Here is a 20,042-nt window from a genome sequence, read left to right as displayed (position 1 = left end):
CTTATTGTTATCAAAGCGTCGCCATCAAAGCGTTGACCGACAGGACAATGAGGCAAACGCTCGACAGCATGAATATCGAAAAGCGTACCATCACCTTGTTGACCACCGCCTGATAGACCGAATGGATGATGCGCAGTGCCACATAGGCCCATGCGAACTTGACCATCAACGGTGAAGCCGCACCTGCAATGTGCAGGATGAAGACCGCGGCATAGAAGATCGTCGGTTGCTCCATAAGGTGCGTATAATTGTGCGATTTCCACGCAGCTGTGCCGAGCATGGGGTCAATGTCCTGACCTCGAAGTCCGGGGGCAGGCGGTTCTTTGCTGCCTAGCTTTGCAAGCGTTCCAAAGCGCGCAACCGCAAGCCAGACGAGCATGATTAAAGACCAAGCAACCAGAACGGCTGCCGGTGCGAGTATCGTCGTATCCATAAGAAAACCCTCCCCGTTTTCAATGACGGGGAGGGTGCTTCAGCCAGTGTAAATTGTCAAATGCAACTTATTGCGCAGAGCGTTTGCCAATGTGATGGACGTTGCCCAAATCATTGGCGGCAATGCGCGTGTAGAGGCTGGCCATCGGTTCATCCTCGACCGTAAAATCCTCGGTCTCGCCAAAGCCGTTAAACTCGGTGCGCATCGCACAGCCATAGGCGCCGAGCATGCCGATTTCGATATAGTCGCCGGCCTTCACGTCGGCGGGCAGCAGGAACGGGCCTGCCATATAATCCATATCGTCGCAGGTCGGGCCATAGAAAGCGAACTCGCTTATCTCGTCGCTGCCGCTTTCGCGCATCAACTCGACCGGGAAGCGCCAGCTAACATGCGCTGCATCGAAAAGCGCGCCATAGGCTCCGTCGTTTATGTACAACTCATTGTCGCGGCGCTTTTCAACCTTAACCAGCAAGGAAGCATATTCGGCGCACAGCGCACGGCCCGGCTCGCACCAAAGCTCTGCCGAGTAGCTGATCGGCAAATCTTCGAACGTGCGGTGGATTGTTTCGAAATAGGCTTCGAGCGGCGGAGGCTCCATGCCGGGATAAACCGAAGGAAAACCACCACCGACATCGACGATATCGACCGTAACCGAAGCTTCCACGATTGCCGCACGCACTTTCTCCATCGCTTCGGCATAGGCCAGCGGCGTCATCGCCTGGCTGCCGACATGGAAAGCAATGCCAAGGCTATCGGCGGCCTGACGGGTCGCGACCAGCAGGTCCGCGACTTCAGCAGGCTCGGCACCGAATTTGGCGGCAAGGCTCAGCTTGGCATGATCCGAGGACACACGGATGCGTACGCAGAGTTCTAGATCAGCTGCGGCTGTGCCGTCAGTCGCGGTTGCACGAACGATCTTCTCGAGCTCTTCATGGCTGTCGAGGCTGAAGGTGCGCACGCCATGGTTGTGATAGGCCTGTGCGATTGCACGCTCGGACTTCACCGGGTGCATGAAGCACAGTTTCGCATCAGGCAGGAATTTGTGCACCAACCGCACTTCGCCGAGCGAAGCAACGTCATAATGGGTAATGCCTGCCGCCCATAGCGTTTCAAGCAGCGCGGGCGAAGGATTGGCCTTTACCGCATAGAGCGACTTGCCCGGAAACTTCTCGACAAAGAAGCGGGCTGCGCGTTCCGCGGCATGCGGGCGAAGGAGCGTAATCGGTTCGTCCGGGCGGAGCGCGCGGACTAGGGACGATGCGTCAGGATAGCTGTACAACTCAAGGGACCCCCAAAAAATAAACTGTAAACAACAAGGCTGCCTTGCGGTTATTGGAAGTCCCCCTGGGGCAGCGGAAGGGCGCTATATGATTCGGGGGAGTAGATGTAAAGAAAAAACGCACCCCATTTTGCATCGAAATGGGTGTGACTTTTTCATGACGGCAAAGCGACTGTTGCGCCGATTATCAAAGCACAAGTCGTGTTTTCGGAGCTTAAACGGCGACCTTTGTTTGTGGACGTTTTGCGCGACTGCTTGCGCGCCATCCCAACCATGCAGCAAGCGCGCCTGCGCCAACACCTACCGATGCCGATACAGCAAGCGGTATCTGAGCATATGCAAGAAACATCGGCCCCAATTCCGGAATATATGGGGCATACCACATGACGATCGCCTGCAATCCCATGAAGAATGAAGCGACCAACCAAGGTGCGCCATGCTTCCGGTCCAAGAAGTACAGCGTCATTGCAAAAAATATGCCCATGCCGTCGCTAATCGCGATGGTGTCCTGCACAGCCTGCGGGCCCTCGCTTCCGATAAAGTTCATCCACGGCAAAAACTGTTCAATCACCCGCGAAAAAGGTGATTCAAACAGGATAAGCGGTGTAGCCAGCATATATCCGGCATGCAGTTTTACATTGCGGCGTGTCTTGAGCGCTTGATAGTAGAGCGTGAGGTATGCGGCAATCGCGATTGCCATCCCAAAACCGAATGAGGGCCCATTGTGGAGGATGAACGGGTTGTCGGCTGATGCATAACGCTGCGCCGAAACGTCGATGATCATCATGAAACCGAGAATGAGGAAGGGAAAAAGAACGAAACTAGCCTGACCCATTTGTTTGTGAAATCCGTTCAATCGGCGTTGGATTGCCACGCTCTGGACGATCAGCAGCAACAGCCAGGTCGACGAACTTATCGCATGGAGATGAAATGCCAACGGCATGTTGCCGATAGTCGACCAATAGCTGGCCCAAAAGCCTGTCAGGATGACCAGCAACACAAAGCCGACGAAATAAGGCGCGTGACGATAAGGCATCGAGCTACTCCCCTTCTCGATACGACCCTTATTTTACAATTACCACGGCTGCAGTCAGTCGGTCAATTTAATAACCCGGACGTTGGGCGTTAACTGAGACGATCCCGGAACTCTTCCCAACCGAATTCACGCACACAGCGCAATTCGTCACTCTCGCTGTTCCAAAGCCAAATGGAGGGCAGGGGGACGCCGTTGAAGGTGGTGGTTTTGACCATAGAATAATGCGCCTGATCAAGGAAGGCGAAGCGGTGGCTGGGTTCGGCTGGGACGGGCAGGCGATAGTCGCCGATAATGTCTCCTGCAAGACAACTGGGGCCGCCGAGGCGTATTGCTGGGCCTTCGGTGCGTTCACCGAGCATAGCCGGGCGGTAGGGGGCTTCGATCACGTCGGGCATGTGGCAGGTGGCGCTGATGTCGGTGATGCCGATAGGCATGCCATTGTCGAAAACATCGAGCAGTTCGCCAACCAATATTCCAGCATCAAGTGCGATCGCTTCGCCGGGCTCTAGATAGACGTCACACCCGGTTTCGGCCCGAACGGACTTGATGAATTCGACCAAATCGTCGCGCTGGTAATCGGCGCGGGTGATATGGTGGCCGCCACCGAAATTGAGCCATTTGAGCTGGCCGAAATAGGGCGCGATCTTGGGTTTCAGGCTCTCCCATGTCCTTTTCAGCGGTTCAAAATCCTGCTCGCACAGCGTGTGGAAATGCAAACCAGATACGCCTTCCAGATGCTCTACTTTTAACTGGCTGACCGGAAAGCCCAAGCGCGAATGTGGCGAGCAGGGGTCATATTTTGCCACCTCGCCCTCGGCATGTTCGGGGTTGATGCGCAGGCCTACGTCCGTGCTGGCATCCAAATAGCTGGCAAATCGCGCATGCTGCATCGGCGAGTTGAAGATGACATGGTCGGATATCGCCACAATCTCCGCCATATCAGCCGCCTTATAGCCTGCGCAATAAGTTGCGATCTCACCCTTATAGTGGTCACGCGCAAGCCGCGCCTCCCACAGCCCGCTGGTGCACACGCCATCTAGATATTCGCCCACGACATCGGCCAGCGACCACATCGAAAAGGCTTTAAGCGCCGACAGCACTTTAGCACCTGACCGCGCCTTCACATCAGCGAGGATCGCTAGGTTCCGCCGCACCGCAACTTCATCCACGACAAAGGCAGGTGTAGGAACGCGGTTCAGGTCAAATCGGGCAAAGGCCCCGGGATCGCCGGCTCTGGTTTCCATCAGAAATCCAGCGGCCCATCCAGTTCCTTCACCTGCCAGGGCAGGCCGTGCTGGTTTAGCATTTCCATGAAAGGATCCGGGTTGAATTGTTCCATATTATACACCCCATGTCCGCGCCACAGACCCTTTACGATCAAAGCAGCGCCGATCATTGCAGGCACACCGGTGGTGTAGCTGACTGCCTGATTGCCGGTTTCGGCATAGGCGTCTTCATGGTCGCAGATGTTGTAGATGTAGAGGGTCTTTTCCTTGCCGTCCTTGCCGATACCGGTCGCAATGCAGCCGATATTGGTCTTGCCCTTGGTCGTGGGGCCAAGCGACGCGGGTTCGGGCAAAACGGCCTTCAGGAACTGCAACGGAATGATTTCGACGCCCTGATATTTGACCGGATCAATGCGAGTCATACCGACATTCTGCAGCACAGTCAGGTGCTTGATATATTCATCGCCGAAGGTCATCCAGAACCGGATGCGCTTGATTTCGGGCAGGTGGGTTTTGAGGCTCTCGATTTCCTCATGATACATGAGGTACATATTCTTGGGGCCAACAGCCTCAAAGTCGAAACTCTGCTTTACCGACATGGGCGGGGTTTCCACCCAGTCCCCATTTTCCCAATGGCGCGCAACCGCAGTGACTTCACGGATGTTGATTTCGGGGTTGAAGTTAGTCGCGAATGCCTGGCCGTGGTCGCCACCATTGCAGTCAAGGATGTCGAGCGTGTCGATCCGTTCGAAATGATGCTTTTTGAGGTAGGTGGTGAATACGCTGGTCACGCCGGGGTCAAAACCGGACCCGAGCAGCGCCATCAGCCCTGCATCCTTGAAGCGGTCCTGATAGGCCCATTGCCAGTGATATTCGAACTTGGCCTCGTCCTTGGGCTCATAATTCGCCGTATCCATATAATGCACGCCAGCAGCAAGGCAGGCATCCATGATGGCGAGATCCTGATAGGGTAGCGCCAGATTGACGACGAGCGCAGGCTGTACCTTTTCGATCAGACGGGTGAGGGCCGGGACCTCTTCGGCATCGATTTCATAGGTGTCCACTACGACGCCGGTGCGTTCCTTGACCGACGCGGCAATCGCGTCGCACTTGCTTTTTGTGCGGCTTGCGAGGCTGATATGTGTGAAAATATCGGCATTCATCGCCATCTTGTGCACCGCGACCGAGCCGACACCACCGGCACCGATTACCAAAACCCTGCTCATCTGTTACGCCCTTCGACAAAGATTCGTTATGGCGAAGGCATATAGAGGGCTTTGATGACAGAACAAGAATTGCGCGATCCCAAACGCAAGCCCAGTCGCGAAGGCGTGCTTCGTGCGATGTCCAAAGTCGCCGAGATTTTGCCGCCAACGCCGCTATTGCCGCTGGAGGTTGATGGACGAACGCTGTGGTGCAAGGCCGAAATGCTGCAGCCGATTGGCGCGTTCAAGATACGCGGCGCGTGGCATCGGATTTCGGATCTCAGCGATGAAGAGCGTCAACGCGGCGTTGTGGGTGTTTCCAGCGGCAACCATGCACAAGGCGTCGCCTGGGCAGCAAAACGGCTCGGTATTCCGGCCATTATCGTAATGCCGGAAAATGCCCCCAAAGCGAAGATACAGGCGACACAGGCGCTGGGTGCTGAAGTCGTGCTTTACAAACGACCAGGGCAGGATCGTGATGCAATTGCCGCCGAATTGGTCGAACGGACAGGTGGAACGTTGGTGCATGCCTTTGGCGATCCTTGGGTAATCGAGGGGCAGGGGACGCTTGGGCTGGAGGCAGAGGCGCAATTGAAGGCTCGCGGCCTGGATGGCCCAATTCATATCATAGCCTGTTGCGGCGGAGGCGGGCTATCGGGCGGGCTGGCTTTGGCCTGCCCGGAAGCCACGCTTTCGATTGCAGAACCCGAAGGCTGGGATGATGTCATCCGCTCGCTGGCGGCAGGCGAAATTGTGTCTGTGACGGATCAGCACCATCCAACGCCTTGCGATGCGCTCCAGACGCCACGCACCTATCCGATCAACTTTGATATTCTCAAACTGCGGGTGGCGAGCAGTGCGGTTGTCAAACCCGTTGAGATTGCTGCAGCAATGCGACTGGCTTTTGAAAAATTGCATCTTGTCGTCGAACCGGGCGGCGCTGCAGCATTGGCGGCGGTGCTTGCAGGCAAGGTTGAACTGAAAGCTACACCCGTGATCACGCTGTCGGGCGGCAATGTCGATTGGGACACCTATCATGCCATGGTTGGAGGCACCGCATGACCGATTTTTTCGACGCTGAAACACACGGCTTTGCCGAGGTTAATCACACATTGTCGCTGGCTTTCCAGACCGACCCTGCATTGTCCTATATCCTAAACGACGAAGCGCTGCGAAGGACACGCCTTCCGAGGCTGTTTGACCTGCTGGTCGACGATGATGCCCAGTCGGGACGAGTAGTGCACTCGACCGGCTATGAAGCCGCTGCACTTTGGCGGGCACCGGGAAAAGCTGAAAGCGAGCCCGGTCCGATGTTGCGCGAATTATGGTCGATGATGAAGATTTTCGGCTTCGCCCTGCCGCGCGCGCAACGGGTGGTAGAGGGTATTGATTGCCACCGGCCCAAAGGCGATTTCTGGTATCTCCACTTCGTCGGCGTACGCCCTGAATTCCAGGGCAAGGGCTGGGGCGGGCGCATCATACGTGAGGGACTAGCTAGAGCCGACACAGAAGGTCTGCCCAGCTGGCTTGAAACGGCAACCCCCGAAAATGTTCCGCTGTATCAGAGGCTCGGCTTTGCCATCACTTGCGAGTGGGATGTGCCCAAAGGCGGTCCCCATTTTTGGGGGATGATGCGGCAGCCGTCTTCAATCTGAGCTACGCAGAACAGTCCTGAAACTGTAACCAAAGCGGCATCGTTGCGTCACATGCGTGCGCTAAGCAATCCTGACGTTTCGGGAGAATCGCATGTCTATTTCGCGTAGCGCCAAGATCGAAGCAGCGGTTATCCGCGATGCCGCCCCGCAAAAGCAGAAGCTGCTCGACCGCGCCTTCGCCTTTGCCTTTCGTGGTTTGGTCTATGCGCAAATCTGGGAAGACCCGGTGGTCGATATGGCGGCGCTCGATATCCGGCCCGGAAGCCGTGTCGCGACAATTGCCAGTGGCGGATGCAACGTTCTTTCCTACCTGACCACTGACCCTGGTGAAATCGTAGCGGTCGATCTGAATACCGCGCATATCGCGCTCAACCGGCTCAAGGTTGCAGCCCTTCAGCGATTGCCGGATTATGCGCATTTCCGCCGCTTCTTTGCCGATGCCGATACGCCAACCAATTTGCGCACCTATAAGGCGCATATTCGCGATCATTTGGACGATACCAGCCGGCGCTATTGGGAAGGGCGGGACCTTATCGGCAGACAGCGTATAGGCGGCTTTACCAAAGGCCTCTATCGAAAGGGCCTGCTGGGTAGCTTTATTGGTCTCGCACATGCGGTCGCAAAGCTTCATCGTGTCGATCCGGCAATTCTCTTGCAGGCGACTTCCATTGAAGAACAGCGGCGGATATTCGACAAAAAATTTGCGCCGATTTTTGACCGAAAATTTGTCCGCTGGCTGACCGACCAGCCCGCATCGCTCTTCGGCCTCGGTATTCCGCCAGCCCAGTTTGATGTCCTGGCTGGTGACAAGCGGATGGCCGATGTCCTTAAGGAACGGCTGCAAAAATTGGCCTGCGGTTTCGATCTCGAGGACAATTATTTCGCTTGGCAGGCATTTGGCCGTGGTTATGGCAAACAGAGCAATGCGCCGCTGCCGCCCTATCTGCAGCACTGCAACTATAACCAAATAAAGCAGCGGGCAGGACGCATCGATATCCGTCACGCCAATTTTGTCGAGATGCTGGCGCAATCAGAGGCTGAAAGTTTTGATCGTTATGTCCTGCTCGACGCGCAGGACTGGATGGATGACGTCCAACTGAACCATCTATGGTCGGAAATAACCCGGACCGCTCGACCCGGAGCGCGCGTTTTGTTCCGGACGGCTGCCGAGCCGAGCCTCTTGCCTGGTCGTGTATCGGACCCGCTTCTCGATCTCTGGGAGTATCGCGCGGAGCAATCTCTGGACTTCACCCTAAGGGACCGTTCAGCAATTTACGGCGGTGTACATCTCTACATCCTCAAGGACTGAATATGGCAACGACATTAGGGAACGATCATGCAGGCCTGATGGACAATATCTATCGCGGGCAGCGTCATATCTATGACGCAACCCGCAAATATTATCTTTTGGGGCGTGACCGGCTGATCGATGGGCTGGATGTGCCGCATGGTGGAACAGTGCTTGAAATAGGCTGCGGAACCGGACGCAATTTGATCAAAATTGCTCGGCACTGGCCCGAATGCCGCCTTTATGGCCTCGATATCTCCACCGAGATGCTCAAATCGGCACACGCAAATATCCACCACTTCGCAATGGAGGAGCGCATCCAGGTGGCGCAAGGTGATGCTACCGGATTTGACTCCTACGAACTTTTTGGTCGCCGCCGTTTCGACCGCATCGTGTGCAGCTATTCACTTTCAATGATACCGGAATGGCAAGCGGCGGTACGCTGGGCGCTCACGCTGCTTGCACCGCAAGGAAGCTTACACATCGTTGATTTCGGTATGCAGGAGGATATGCCAAAGGCGTTCCGCGCCCTGCTTTTTCGCTGGCTGGAGATTTTCCATGTAGCGCCAAGGGGCGATATGGCGGAATATGCGGATGCGCTGGCGCGCACTTTGCAGCAGGATTTCAGATGTGAAACGCTGTACCGTGATTACAGCCGCATTATCACCATAGGTTAGTAAACAAGCTTGCGAAGGGTCAGTCAGGCCGCTTGGCGTACCGCGCAATATAACCGACATAATCCGCCTTACCCAAGGGAATTCGGGCTTTACGCAGAATTGCATAGGCGGTCATGATGTGGAAATAAAATTGGGGCAGCGACCAGTCACGGACATATTCCGCTGCGGACATTTCAAATGCCATTCCGTTCGGGAGGTCGAAAGAAACCACTGTGTCATCGGCAACAAAAGCATCCGGCTTTGTAGAGCGGACGAGTTCACGCATGTCTGACAAATGGGCCCGAGCTTCCGCAAGGCTGCCATGATCCGTGTCAGCCGTCGGTAGCGAAGTACCCGTCAATCGATTCAATGTATTGACCACCTGCTGCGTTGCAAAGCGCACCTGAGTCGCCAGCGGCAGCATGTCGTCGGTCAATTTTTCACCCAGCAAGGTTTCGCCGCGGGGGTCGGCTTCCGCCTTTGCAAGTAAATGATCGAAGGTGCCGAGCATCTGCTCGAACGAAGTCAGCGTAAAGTCGGCGAGGTTCATCTCAAACTCCTAGTTGCATTTTGCAACTTATCTAGGAGTGATGAGTGAAGCGGTCAAGCAGCCTGCGCGACCTTCAATTCCATCCTACCCCAGATCTCAACCAGTGCGTTGGTCAGATCCTGCATCATCTCTTCATCATGCTGCGGGCCGGGGGTGAAGCGCAGCCGCTCCGTGCCCCTAGGGACGGTGGGGAAGTTGATCGGCTGCACATAGGCGCCATATTCGGCGAGCAAAGTGTCGCTGATTTTTTTTGCCTTCACCGGATCGCCCACCATCAGCGGAACAATATGCGTCACGCTCTGCATTACCGGTAGCCCGGCTTCTGCAAATAATTCCTTGAGGCGGGCGGCATTGGCTTGCTGCGCGGCCCGTTCTTCACCTGACTGCTTGAGGTGCTTCACCGAAGCGAGCACGCCCGCGACCAGCACCGGTGACAGCGAGGTCGTGAAGATGAAGCCCGGCGCATAGCTGCGGATGACGTCGACAATCTTCTGGTCGGCCGCGATATAGCCACCCATCACGCCGAACGCCTTGCCCAGCGTGCCTTCGATGATCGTTACCCGGTCGGCAACCTCATCACGTTCGGTGATACCACCACCATGCTCGCCATACATGCCAACTGCATGCACTTCGTCGCAATAGGTGATAGCGTTATATTTGTCGGCCAGATCGCAGATTGCAGCGATCGGCGCGATATCGCCATCCATCGAATAGACGCTTTCAAACGCGATCAGCTTGGGCAGCGCCGGATCGTCATTGGCGAGAAGTTCTTCGAGATGTGCCAGATCATTGTGCCGCCAGACGCGCTTTTCGCAGCCTGAATTGCGGATGCCTGCAATCATCGAGGCATGGTTCAGCTCGTCCGAATAGATGATGCAACCCGGCAAAATCTTGGCGAGCGTGGCGAGCGTCGCTTCGTTCGAGACATAGCCCGAGGTGAAGAGTAGAGCCGCGCCCTTTCCATGCAGGCTGGCGAGTTCAGACTCCAGTTCAACATGGTAATGCGTATTGCCGCCAATATTGCGCGTGCCGCCCGAACCCGCGCCGACATCGTGCAGCGCCTCTTCCATGGCGGCAATCACCTTGGGATGCTGACCCATGCACAGATAGTCATTCGAGCACCAGACGGTGATTGGCTTTGGCCCATTATGGCCCGCAAAGCAGCGCGCATTGGGGAATTTGCCCTTGTTGCGCAGGATATCGATAAACACGCGGTAGCGGCCCTCTGCGTGGAGCCGATCGATAGCCTTGTCGAAAATTTCGTCGTAGTTCATGGCAAGCTAAGCCCTGTTGGTTGCCCGCCCAATAATGCGGGTCAAAACGGAAATCCAGCGCGAACTATTCGCAATAAACCGATTAGAGTGACATGATCTGGGTCAAATTGTACCGTTCCAGCGCCGAACGATAGGGTTCGATCTGCTCGACCGGCCCGGTTGAGACGAATATCCCTGCAGCCGGACTATCCGGCCAAGGCTGTCCTTCGGTCAAATAAAAAACCCTACGCGCAATCCCGTCCGAACCGTCGACAAAGCCCAGATTTTCGTCCAATCCAGCCACTTTGGATGCCATGGCCAACTCTTCCTGGACCAGCGGAAAGTGGGTGCAGCCAAGAATGATTTCGTCGATCCGGTCACCCTGTGGCTGGCTGGCAAGCCCCGCAATGGCAGCTGCGAAAATCGCTGGATCAGGTGTTTCTCCGCGCAACTTGGCTTCGGCGGCTGCGACAAGATCCGGCGATGCATGGCGCAGCAAAGTCTTTCCCCCGGCATGTTCGGCCTCAAGCTTATCGACATAGGCTTGCCGGATCGTTGCCTTCGTACCGAGCAGGCCGATCACACCACTTTGTGTCTGTTCGGCAGCCGGTTTAATCGCGGGGACGGTGCCGACAATCGGCACGCCTAACACGGCCCGGGCATGCGCCAATGCTATCGTTGAAGCGGTATTGCAGGCGATAACAACCAGTCTGGGGCGATACCGCTCCGACAGACGGCCAAGGAATGCGCAGACACGCGTGGCCACTTCTATCTCGCTTTTCTCACCATAAGGCAGCCCAGCATAATCCGCGGAATAAACGATTGGTGCCTGTGGCAGGACTTTAAGGATTTTCGCCAGAACCGACAGCCCACCTATGCCGGAATCAAAAACCAGTATCGGAGCTTCGGGTGAAATCATGCCGCGCAGATAGACAAGGGTCGAAGCAGAGGCAACCGGCCTTGAGTGTATCCCCGGATGTCGATAACCATCTGGCAGCAGAGGGAGTCGGAGATGCCAACAGTCTGGATGGAAATCGGAAGTGCGGCCTTGCTGGGCTATTTGCTGGGGTCGATACCCTTCGGCTTGCTACTCGCCCGATTTGGCGGCGCGGGCGATATTCGCGAAATCGGCTCGGGCAATATCGGCGCGACCAATGTGTTGCGCACGGGACGCAAGGGGCTGGCGGCACTTACGCTGCTCCTTGATCTGCTGAAGGGTGTGGCGGCAGTTCTGCTAGCACGGCAATTGATGCCCGGAAGTGAAGTGATAGCTGCCGTCGCCGCCTTTTTCGGACATCTCTATCCGATTTGGCTGGGTTTCAAGGGCGGCAAGGGCGTGGCAACCTATGCCGGAATCCTCTTTGGTCTGCACTGGCCTTTAGGACTGATTTACGGCGCTGCGTGGATAGGCGTGTTGCTTGCTTCGAGAATTTCGTCCTTGGGCGGTCTTGTGGCCGCCGCAGTTGCGCCATTGGCCGCTGCGTTTCTGGGACTGGTCGAAATTGTCATCCCCCTTATCGCCTGCAGCCTGATTATTTTCTGGAAGCACCGGGAGAATATCCAGCGGTTAATGGCGGGGACGGAACCGCGCATAGGGCAGAAATAATCCTCGATGGCGGTCAGCGATATCGACATATTTGACCGGTTGCGACTAATCCGTTCGCCCAATGTCGGGCCAATCAGTTATCGTCAGTTGATCGCGCGGTTCGGAACGGCAAGTGCGGCGCTTGAAGCACTGCCTGATCTCGCCGCTCGGGTAGGTGGTCGCAAGCTGACGGCAGCAGGGCCGGAAGCAATCCATCGAGAAATCGAATATCTGGCCCGGGTAGGCGGGCATTATTTGTTTATCAACGATGCCGATTATCCCGCATTGCTCGGCGAGTTGGAAAATGCACCGCCGGTTTTGACCTACAAAGGCAACATCGCGCTGGCCACCCAGATCAATGTCGCGATGGTCGGTGCACGTAACGCCTCGGCTGCGGGATGCCGTATGGCGCGCAATATCGCGCAAGAGTTGGGGCAGCGGGACATTGTCGTGACGTCGGGTTTGGCGCGTGGGATCGATGCAGCGGCGCATCAGGGGGCTCTCGCAACCGGGACCATCGCCGTTATCGCGGGTGGCATAGACGCCGTTTATCCGCCCGAACATACCGAGTTGCAGGAGCGGGTTGCTGCCGAAGGTCTGCTGCTTGCCGAAATGCCACCGGGCACCGAACCCAGAGCGCGCCACTTCCCTTACCGCAATCGTATCATCGCAGGACTGTCAGCAGGTACCGTCGTGGTCGAGGCTATTCCCAAATCCGGCTCGCTGATTACGGCTAGGCTGGCAGGTGAGGCGGGCAGGGAAGTGATGGCTATTCCCGGCTCACCACTCGATCCGCGTTCGCGCGGCTGCAACCAGCTTATCCGCGAAGGCGCGACGCTGGTTCAGGATGCGGGTGAAATCGCAGAGCTGATCGCACCGCTCGATCAGCGCGTGAGATCCAAGCCATCGGCACAGCCGCATTTCGATTTCATCGCAGAGGCTGGCGATGGCGAACGGAATGCCATTTTCGAATTGCTCAGCCCCAATTTTGCAGCCGTTGATGAACTGGTGCGCCTGTCCGGCATGCCATCGGCGCAGGTACAGATGGTGTTGCTCGAACTTGAACTGGCTGGCCGCCTCGAACGCGGGGCAGGGGCAAGGGTGCGCCTGACCGCCTGATTTTTGCAGCTTGACGACCCCAAAATCCCCCCGCCAATCTATGCGCGTACGTGAGAGTGTGAGAAAAGATCGAAAATCCATGAAGTTAGTCGTCGTCGAATCACCCGCAAAAGCCAAGACCATCGAGAAATATCTGGGGAGCGGATATAAGGTTCTCGCATCCTATGGCCATGTCCGCGACCTGCCGCCCAAGGACGGTTCGGTCGATCCCGATAACGGCTTTGCCATGCTGTGGGACAATTATCCGGACAAGGCCAAGCAACTGAAAGCAATCGCCGATGAGGCGAAGAAGGCGGACGGCCTGATCCTCGCAACTGACCCTGATCGCGAAGGCGAGGCGATTAGCTGGCATGTGCAGGAAGTGCTGGCGAATAAGAAAGCGCTTCCCAAAAATGTATCCCGGGTCACTTTCAACGCCATCACCAAGCAAGCAGTTACCGATGCGATGGCGCATCCGCGCGAGCTCGATCATGACCTGATCGATGCCTATCGTGCCAGGCGTGCGCTTGATTATCTGGTGGGTTTCACGCTGTCACCGGTGTTGTGGCGCAAGCTTCCCGGTGCGAAATCGGCTGGGCGCGTGCAATCGGTGGCACTGCGGCTGATTGTCGAACGTGATCGCGAAATCGAAGCGTTTCGCGCCCAAGAATATTGGTCGGTCACCGCCAAAATGGAACATAAGGGGCAGGGCTTCGACGCCCGCCTTGTGCGCTACAACGGCGAAAAGCTCGACAAAATGGCGCTCGGTATGGAGGGTAGCGCCGAGGAAGCTCGCGCCGCGGTCGAAGCCGGGCATTTCAGCGTCGACAGCGTCGAAACCAAACCGGTCACACGCAATCCGCAACCGCCCTTCACCACTTCAACCCTGCAACAGGAAGCCGCACGCAAGCTGGGCTTTTCGGCCAGCCACACGATGCGGATCGCGCAAAATCTCTACGAAGATGGCGCAATCACTTATATGCGTACCGATGGCGTGCAGATGGATCATAGCGCAATTTCTGCCGCACGTGGCGCGATCGCCAACCGCTATGATGCAGGCTATCTGCCCGACAAACCGCGGGTCTACCAGACCAAGGCAAAAAATGCGCAGGAAGCGCATGAAGCCATCCGTCCGACCGATTTTGGCAAGGACAAGGTGGGCTCTGGCGATCATGCCAAGCTCTATGACCTGATCTACAAACGCGCGCTCGCCAGCCAGATGGCGTCAGCTCGGATGGAGCGGACGACCGTCGATTTGCTCGACGGCACCGGCCAGATCGGGTTGCGTGCTACCGGTCAGGTCGTGAAATTCCCGGGATTCCTCGCACTTTACGAAGAAGGCATCGACGACAAGGACGATGAAAACGGCGCCTTGCTGCCGGCGATGGACAAGGGTGATGTGCCCGCTAAGAAATCGGTCGAGAAAATGCAGCATTTCACCCAGCCCCCTCCGCGTTATTCGGAGGCCAGCCTTGTCAAGCGGCTGGAAGAACTGGGGATCGGCCGTCCGTCAACCTATGCCTCGACGATTCAGGTACTGAAAGATCGGTCCTATGTACGTGTGGAAAAAAACCGTTTCTTTGCAGAGGAATCGGGGCGATTATTAACAGCATTTCTCGAACGTTTTTTCGAGCGCTACGTTGCATATGATTTCACGGCAGGTCTGGAAGATCAGCTCGACGAGATCAGCGCGGGCGATGCCAATTGGCAGCGCGTGCTCGAGGCCTTCTGGCGCGATTTCAAACCGAAAACTGCCGAAGTCATGGAGCAGAAGCCTTCGGACATAACGGCTGAGTTGGACAAGTTCCTGGCGCCCTATCTCTTCCCCGAGCGGGAAGATGGAACCGATCCGCGCATTTGCCCGAAATGCGGTACCGGGAAGCTTGCGCTACGCGGCGGGCGTTTCGGCGCCTTCGTTGCCTGTTCAAACTACCCCGAGTGCAAATTCACCCGCAAATTTGCCCAACCCGGCGGCGCCGACGGCATGACGTCAGATGGACCCGAAGTGCTTGGAAAACATCCGGAAACTGGCGAGGACATTAGCCGCAAGTCCGGACGTTTTGGCCCCTATGTCGAGATGGGCGAGGGCAAGGAAGCCGCGCGTGCATCCATCCCCAAGGATATTCCATCTGACGACTTCGGGCTCGATTGGGCCGTCAAACTGCTGTCGCTGCCGCGCACAATCGGCACGCACCCGGAAAGCGGCGAACCCGTGACGGCGAGCATTGGGCGCTATGGCCCCTATCTCGCGCATCAGGGCAAATATGCTCGTCTGCAGTCGACCGCCGAAGTTTTCGAAACCGGTATGAACGCCGCTGTCGTCAAACTGGCAGAGGCAGCCAATGGCAATGGCCGATCACGCAATGGCGGTTCTCGCGAACCTCTGAAAACATTGGGTAATCATCCGCGCACAGAGGCCGAGATCAAGCTGATGGAAGGCCGCTACGGCAATTATGTCACTGATGGCACAACAAATGCAACGCTCCCCAAGACAATTGCGCCCGACCAGCTAACGCTGGAGGAAGCCGCGCAGTTGATTGACGAACGTGCGGCCAAGGGGCCGGCGAAGGGCAAGGCGAAGAAGAAGGCGCCCGCAAAGAAAGCCCCTGCCAAAAAGGCTGCACCTAAAAAGAAAGCCAAGTAAGCCTGCTTCTGCCCCAGCCTGTGCCGGGGCGTCGCGGGGCTATTCCACCCAATCCAGCCCCATGTCGCGGTAAACCGAGCGATCTTCGTCCCACCCGGCCTTCACTTTTATGTGGAGGTAGAGGTGGACGGGCACGCCCATCAGGTCTGAAATCTCCTTACGCGCGGCGGCACCGATCGCCTTGATCCGGCTACCGCCCTTGCCGAGCACAATTGCGCGCTGGCTTTCGCGTTCGACGAAGATTTGTTGGTAAATTTCGACGCTGCCATCGGGACGCTCCGAATATTTTTCGGTTTCAACTGTGCTCGCATAAGGCAGTTCGTCATGCAGTTGCAGGTACAGCTGCTCGCGGGTGATTTCGGCCGCAGCCATGCGTTCGGACGCGTCCGAAACCTGGTCTTCGGGGAAATGCCAGTCGCTTTCGGGCATTGCTGCGCCAATCGCGGCTTTCAGTTCCGCCAAGCCGTCCGCCGTAGCTGCACTTATGTAGTAAATCTGCTCGAAAGCGCAGAGTTTCAGCAGTTTTTCGGTCAATGCCAACAGCTTTTCCTTGGCTGCAATGTCGACCTTGTTGAGGATAAGCCATTTGCGTTCTGGCCGGTTGACCAGTCCCTCGATGATCTTCTCGACCTTGGGGCCTGCACCAGCCCGTCCATCGACAACAGCCAAAATCAAGTCAGCATCGGATGCGCCTTCCCACGCAGCGGCAACCATTGCACGGTCGAGCCGACGGTTGGGTGCGAAAATTCCAGGGGTGTCGACCAGGATGATCTGCGCATCCCCCTCGATAGCAATACCCATAAGGCGCGTACGCGTGGTCTGAGCCTTGGGACTGACAATGGCCACCTTCTGGCCGACCAATGCGTTGACCAAAGTCGATTTACCCGCATTGGGCGCGCCGATGACGGCGACATGGCCGCAGCGCTTCGTCATGTGTTTTTCTCCAGAAATGCCTTTGCGGCCGCAGTTTCGGCCGCCTGTTTGCTGTTTGCGGTTGCCGAAACTGGTTCGAAGCCTTTTACCGTCACGGTCACTTCGAAACGCATTGCGTGCGGAGGACCTTCCTTCGAAGTCACCTCATAAACCGGTACTTTACGGTTATGGGCCGCACTCCATTCCTGCAGCGCAGATTTGGGATGCTTCGGGGCGGCTTTTGCGGATTCAAGCAGCGGCCGCCAATAGCGTTCGATAAAGCTGCGTGCCCGATCAAGACCCAGGTCGAGATAGATAGCCCCAATCAGCGCCTCGACCATGTCGCCCAGAACATAGTCGCTTTCCTTGGCGCCATCGTCGCGCGCTTGCTTGCCAAGCCGCATATGCGCCTGCAAGCCGATTTCGCGCGCAACTTCGGCGCAGGTGGCTCCTGACACCAGCGCATTCAGCCGATGCGAAAGCCGCCCTTCCGGTTCTTCGGGGAAGCGTTGGAACAGCATCGAAGCCGCCACCAATCCGAGAACGCGGTCGCCCAGAAATTCAAGTCGCTGGTAATGCGCTTCGCCGGTGCTACCATGCGTCAGGGCTTGTTCGAACAGTTTCGGGTCGGTCGGCGCTGCGCCGATAACCTCTTCAAGCCATTTTGAAACATCGGACAAAGTCAGAAACCCTCACCGATGCGATCCCAGCGGGCGGCCGAAAACCAGGTCCAGGGCAGCAGCCAACGGGCTGAACCATCGGTCGAGAAGACGACGAACTGCGCACGTCCGACCAGATTTTCGGTCGGAACCAGCCCGATCCAAACGCCATCAGCCGGATAGCGGCTATCGGCGCTACGGTCACGATTGTCGCCCATCAGTAACAATTGGCCTTCTGGTACCATCTTGGCTTCGGTGTCGTCGCCTTTTTGATAAGGTTCGATATCGAGCGAGAGGTAACTTTTTCCTTCGGGCAATGTTTCGCGATATTGCGGATAGCGGCATTGCGTGCCGCCGCCCTTGGCGGACTCTTCATATTGCGGTTTCCAGCATGGAAATTCAGTCCCTTCCAGTGCAGCCGCATCGCGCATGCCCTGCGTCACGGGCGTCACAAAATCGCCGACGCGGACTTTCTTTGCGGGCTTGCCGTTGATCTCCAGCGTTCCGGCGCGCATTTGCACAACATCGCCCGGCAGGCCGATCACCCGCTTGATATAATCGACATTGGCATCGCCCGGTGCGTGCACCACTACGACGTCGCCGCGTTCGGGCAGGCTGCCGAAAATCCGGCCTTCGAATAACGGAAGTGACAGCGGGAAACTGTATCGCGAAATGCCATAGGGCCATTTCGAGACCAGCAGATAGTCACCTATCAGCAGTCGCGGGTGCATAGATTCCGAAGGAATATTAAACGGCGCAAAGATGAAACTGCGGAATATCAATACGATTGCCGCCAATTTCAGCAGGAACAATCCATATTCGCGCCATTCGGAAGCGCTGTTTTTCTCAACACCTGCCGTTTCGGTTTGGGTGGTTTCAGTCAATTGCGATGCCCCGACATTCGATTTCATGGTTTTGGCGCCATACGGCTCTGGCCTTCTAATGAGCGTCCGCGCTATTGGCCAGTGCCGAGATTCTCCCTGCCAAGGAAATGCCATGACCGCCAACAACTGGGCCGCAATCGAAAACATCTTATTGAAGCAGCTGGAAGCTTTGTTCGATGAGGATGCGCAGCGCGTCGATGGAATGACGATTTCGCAGTCAGGTTTGCGGTTTGATTTTTCCAAAACGCACCTCGACGCGGGCTTGATCGCGGCATTTTCTGAACTGGCAGCAACGATGGACCTGGATGGTGCACGCGACCGTCTGTTTTCAGGCGCCGTCGTCAACCTTACGGAAGGACGAGCTGCAACCCACATAGCCGAGCGTGGCAGTGGTTCGGTAGACGATGTTGCGCAGGCAAAGGCATTGCAAAACCGGATGCGCGGCTTGATCGACGTGATCGAGGCTGGGGCGTTTGGCGAGATCAAGCACATCCTCCACATTGGCATTGGCGGTTCGGCGCTGGGGCCTAAATTATTGATCGACGCTCTGGGTCGCGATGGATTGCGGTTTGACACCAAGGTCGTTTCCAACGTTGATGCGACCGCATTGGCCGAAGCCGTCAAGGATATGGACCCGAAAGCGACATTGGTTGCTGTCGCCTCCAAAACCTTCACAACAACCGAGACACTGATGAACGCCGAAAGCGCGCTCGAATGGCTGCGCGATGGCGGGGTTGAAGACCCCTATGGACAAGTAATCGCGCTGACCGCGGCACCCGACAAGGCGATGGAATGGGGTGTTGACCAGAGTCGCATCCTGCCCTTCGCCGAAAGCGTGGGTGGGCGATATTCGCTGTGGTGCTCGATCGGCTTTCCGGTTGCTGCTGCGTTGGGTTGGTCGGCTTTCGAAGAGCTTCTGGAAGGTGCGGCGGAAATGGATCGCCACTTCCGCACAGCGACACTCGCTCAAAATGCGCCGATATTGGCTGCCTTCGCCGATCTCTTTTATGCGCAGGTTCGCAAATGCCAGACGCGTGCGGTGTTTGCTTATGACGAGCGCTTACGCTTGTTGCCGGATTATCTGCAGCAGCTTGAGATGGAATCCAACGGCAAGTCGGTTACCGCTGATGGCCAGCCACTCGGGCGCGAAAGCGCACCGGTGACCTGGGGCGGGGTGGGGACAGATGCCCAGCATGCAGTGTTCCAGTTGCTGCATCAGGGCACGCACACAATTCCGGTCGAATTTATCGCGAGCAAGACACCGGGACATGATTTCGATCCGGCGCACCACGAAACATTACTGATCAACTGCTTCGCCCAAGGTGCCGCGTTGATGCGCGGGCGTGACAGTGCAGACAAGGCGCGCAGCTATGTCGGCAACCGGCCTTCGACAACGATCCTGATGGATGACGTCACGCCGTCTACGGTAGGCGCACTGATTGCCTTTTATGAGCATCGTACCTTTGCCAATGCGGTGCTGCTGGGTATCAATCCGTTCGACCAGTTCGGGGTGGAATTGGGCAAGGAAATCGCCCGCGGCATATCTGAAAACGGACCAGCCGGTTTTGATCCATCGACCAGCGCGTTGATCGCGGCGGCCGGTTTGTAACAATCTGCGCTTTATCAATGAACAGCATTTTCGATTGGCATTTCGGCCAAGGCATCGCCATCTGGCGGGC

19 protein-coding genes are annotated in these 20,042 nt (G+C 56.7%); 8 read left to right on the top strand and 11 right to left on the bottom strand.

Annotation, left to right across the window (positions count from 1 at the left end; translation table 11 throughout):
* Positions 1-10: 10 nt before the first annotated feature.
* From DXH95_RS05765 to DXH95_RS05745, 5 genes are all read right to left on the bottom strand, one after another.
* Positions 11-433 (bottom strand): MAPEG family protein, encoded by a 423-nt coding sequence (locus tag DXH95_RS05765; RefSeq protein WP_115548447.1) that lies wholly within the window; start codon positions 431-433, stop codon positions 11-13.
* 67 nt (positions 434-500) lie between these two features.
* Positions 501-1,712, bottom strand: a complete 1,212-nt coding sequence (locus DXH95_RS05760) for a type III PLP-dependent enzyme (RefSeq protein WP_115548446.1) — start codon at positions 1,710-1,712, stop codon at positions 501-503.
* A 214-nt stretch (positions 1,713-1,926) separates the two neighbouring features.
* On the bottom strand, positions 1,927-2,607 hold the full coding sequence (locus DXH95_RS05755; protein ID WP_147291691.1) for a hypothetical protein: 681 nt from the start codon (positions 2,605-2,607) through the stop codon (positions 1,927-1,929).
* Between the two features lie 230 nt (positions 2,608-2,837).
* Positions 2,838-3,992 (bottom strand): carboxynorspermidine decarboxylase, encoded by a 1,155-nt coding sequence (locus tag DXH95_RS05750; protein ID WP_115548444.1) that lies wholly within the window; start codon positions 3,990-3,992, stop codon positions 2,838-2,840.
* Positions 3,992-5,200 carry a saccharopine dehydrogenase family protein gene (locus DXH95_RS05745; RefSeq protein WP_115548443.1) on the bottom strand — a complete coding sequence of 403 codons (1,209 nt, stop codon included), beginning with the start codon at positions 5,198-5,200 and terminating at the stop codon, positions 3,992-3,994. The genes DXH95_RS05750 and DXH95_RS05745 overlap by 1 nt, the downstream gene beginning before the upstream one ends.
* A 54-nt stretch (positions 5,201-5,254) precedes the next feature.
* Here DXH95_RS05745 and DXH95_RS05740 point away from each other — a divergent pair, with 54 nt between their 5' ends.
* The 4 genes from DXH95_RS05740 (at position 5,255) to DXH95_RS05725 (ending at position 8,799) form a co-directional block, all read left to right on the top strand.
* Positions 5,255-6,241, top strand: coding sequence for a threonine ammonia-lyase (locus DXH95_RS05740; protein ID WP_115548442.1), 987 nt, complete (start codon positions 5,255-5,257; stop codon positions 6,239-6,241).
* Entirely contained in the window at positions 6,238-6,834 is a 597-nt protein-coding gene (locus DXH95_RS05735) for a GNAT family N-acetyltransferase (RefSeq protein WP_115548441.1), read from the top strand. The genes DXH95_RS05740 and DXH95_RS05735 overlap by 4 nt, the downstream gene beginning before the upstream one ends.
* 91 nt (positions 6,835-6,925) lie before the next feature.
* Entirely contained in the window at positions 6,926-8,143 is a 1,218-nt protein-coding gene (locus tag DXH95_RS05730) for a BtaA family protein (protein WP_115548440.1), read from the top strand.
* A gap of 2 nt (positions 8,144-8,145) precedes the next feature.
* Positions 8,146-8,799, top strand: a complete 654-nt coding sequence (locus DXH95_RS05725) for a class I SAM-dependent methyltransferase (protein WP_115548439.1) — start codon at positions 8,146-8,148, stop codon at positions 8,797-8,799.
* Between the two features lie 19 nt (positions 8,800-8,818).
* On the opposite strand, the gene DXH95_RS05720 is transcribed toward DXH95_RS05725, so the two are convergent.
* From DXH95_RS05720 to murI, 3 genes are all read right to left on the bottom strand, one after another.
* Positions 8,819-9,328 carry a DUF1993 domain-containing protein gene (locus DXH95_RS05720; RefSeq protein WP_115548438.1) on the bottom strand — a complete coding sequence of 170 codons (510 nt, stop codon included), beginning with the start codon at positions 9,326-9,328 and terminating at the stop codon, positions 8,819-8,821.
* 53 nt (positions 9,329-9,381) lie between these two features.
* Positions 9,382-10,602, bottom strand: a complete 1,221-nt coding sequence (gene hemA / locus DXH95_RS05715) for a 5-aminolevulinate synthase (RefSeq protein WP_115548437.1) — start codon at positions 10,600-10,602, stop codon at positions 9,382-9,384.
* 82 nt (positions 10,603-10,684) lie between these two features.
* Positions 10,685-11,500, bottom strand: a complete 816-nt coding sequence (murI, locus tag DXH95_RS05710) for a glutamate racemase (protein ID WP_115548436.1) — start codon at positions 11,498-11,500, stop codon at positions 10,685-10,687.
* Between the two features lie 93 nt (positions 11,501-11,593).
* Here murI and plsY point away from each other — a divergent pair, with 93 nt between their 5' ends.
* The 3 genes from plsY to topA all read left to right on the top strand — a co-directional run bounded on the left by plsY (position 11,594) and on the right by topA (position 15,908).
* Entirely contained in the window at positions 11,594-12,187 is a 594-nt protein-coding gene (plsY, locus tag DXH95_RS05705; RefSeq protein WP_115548435.1) for a glycerol-3-phosphate 1-O-acyltransferase PlsY, read from the top strand.
* A 6-nt stretch (positions 12,188-12,193) separates the two neighbouring features.
* The gene (dprA, locus tag DXH95_RS05700) at positions 12,194-13,285 is read left to right on the top strand and encodes a DNA-processing protein DprA (protein ID WP_115548434.1); all 1,092 of its coding nucleotides are present in this window, start codon (positions 12,194-12,196) and stop codon (positions 13,283-13,285) included.
* Between the two features lie 79 nt (positions 13,286-13,364).
* Positions 13,365-15,908, top strand: a complete 2,544-nt coding sequence (gene topA, locus DXH95_RS05695) for a type I DNA topoisomerase (RefSeq protein WP_115548433.1) — start codon at positions 13,365-13,367, stop codon at positions 15,906-15,908.
* Positions 15,909-15,947: 39 nt separating this feature from the next.
* Here topA and era read toward each other — a convergent pair whose 3' ends face one another.
* The 3 genes from era to lepB are packed head-to-tail and all read right to left on the bottom strand — an operon-like array spanning position 15,948 to position 18,390.
* Positions 15,948-16,841: a GTPase Era gene (era, locus tag DXH95_RS05690; protein WP_115548432.1), complete on the bottom strand. Its 894-nt coding sequence runs from the start codon at positions 16,839-16,841 to the stop codon at positions 15,948-15,950.
* Positions 16,838-17,506: a ribonuclease III gene (gene rnc / locus DXH95_RS05685; RefSeq protein ID WP_115548431.1), complete on the bottom strand. Its 669-nt coding sequence runs from the start codon at positions 17,504-17,506 to the stop codon at positions 16,838-16,840. The genes era and rnc overlap by 4 nt, the downstream gene beginning before the upstream one ends.
* Positions 17,503-18,390 (bottom strand): signal peptidase I, encoded by an 888-nt coding sequence (lepB, locus tag DXH95_RS05680; protein WP_115548430.1) that lies wholly within the window; start codon positions 18,388-18,390, stop codon positions 17,503-17,505. The genes rnc and lepB overlap by 4 nt, the downstream gene beginning before the upstream one ends.
* An 85-nt stretch (positions 18,391-18,475) precedes the next feature.
* Between lepB and pgi the strand changes: the two genes are divergently transcribed.
* Positions 18,476-19,972, top strand: coding sequence for a glucose-6-phosphate isomerase (gene pgi / locus DXH95_RS05675; protein ID WP_115548429.1), 1,497 nt, complete (start codon positions 18,476-18,478; stop codon positions 19,970-19,972).
* The last annotated feature ends 70 nt before the right edge of the window (positions 19,973-20,042 follow it).

The sequence above is a fragment of the Sphingorhabdus pulchriflava genome, from assembly GCF_003367235.1.
In the GTDB taxonomy this organism is placed as follows: Bacteria; Pseudomonadota; Alphaproteobacteria; order Sphingomonadales; family Sphingomonadaceae; genus Sphingorhabdus_B; species Sphingorhabdus_B pulchriflava.
This window is presented reverse-complemented; position numbering and strand designations above follow the sequence as displayed.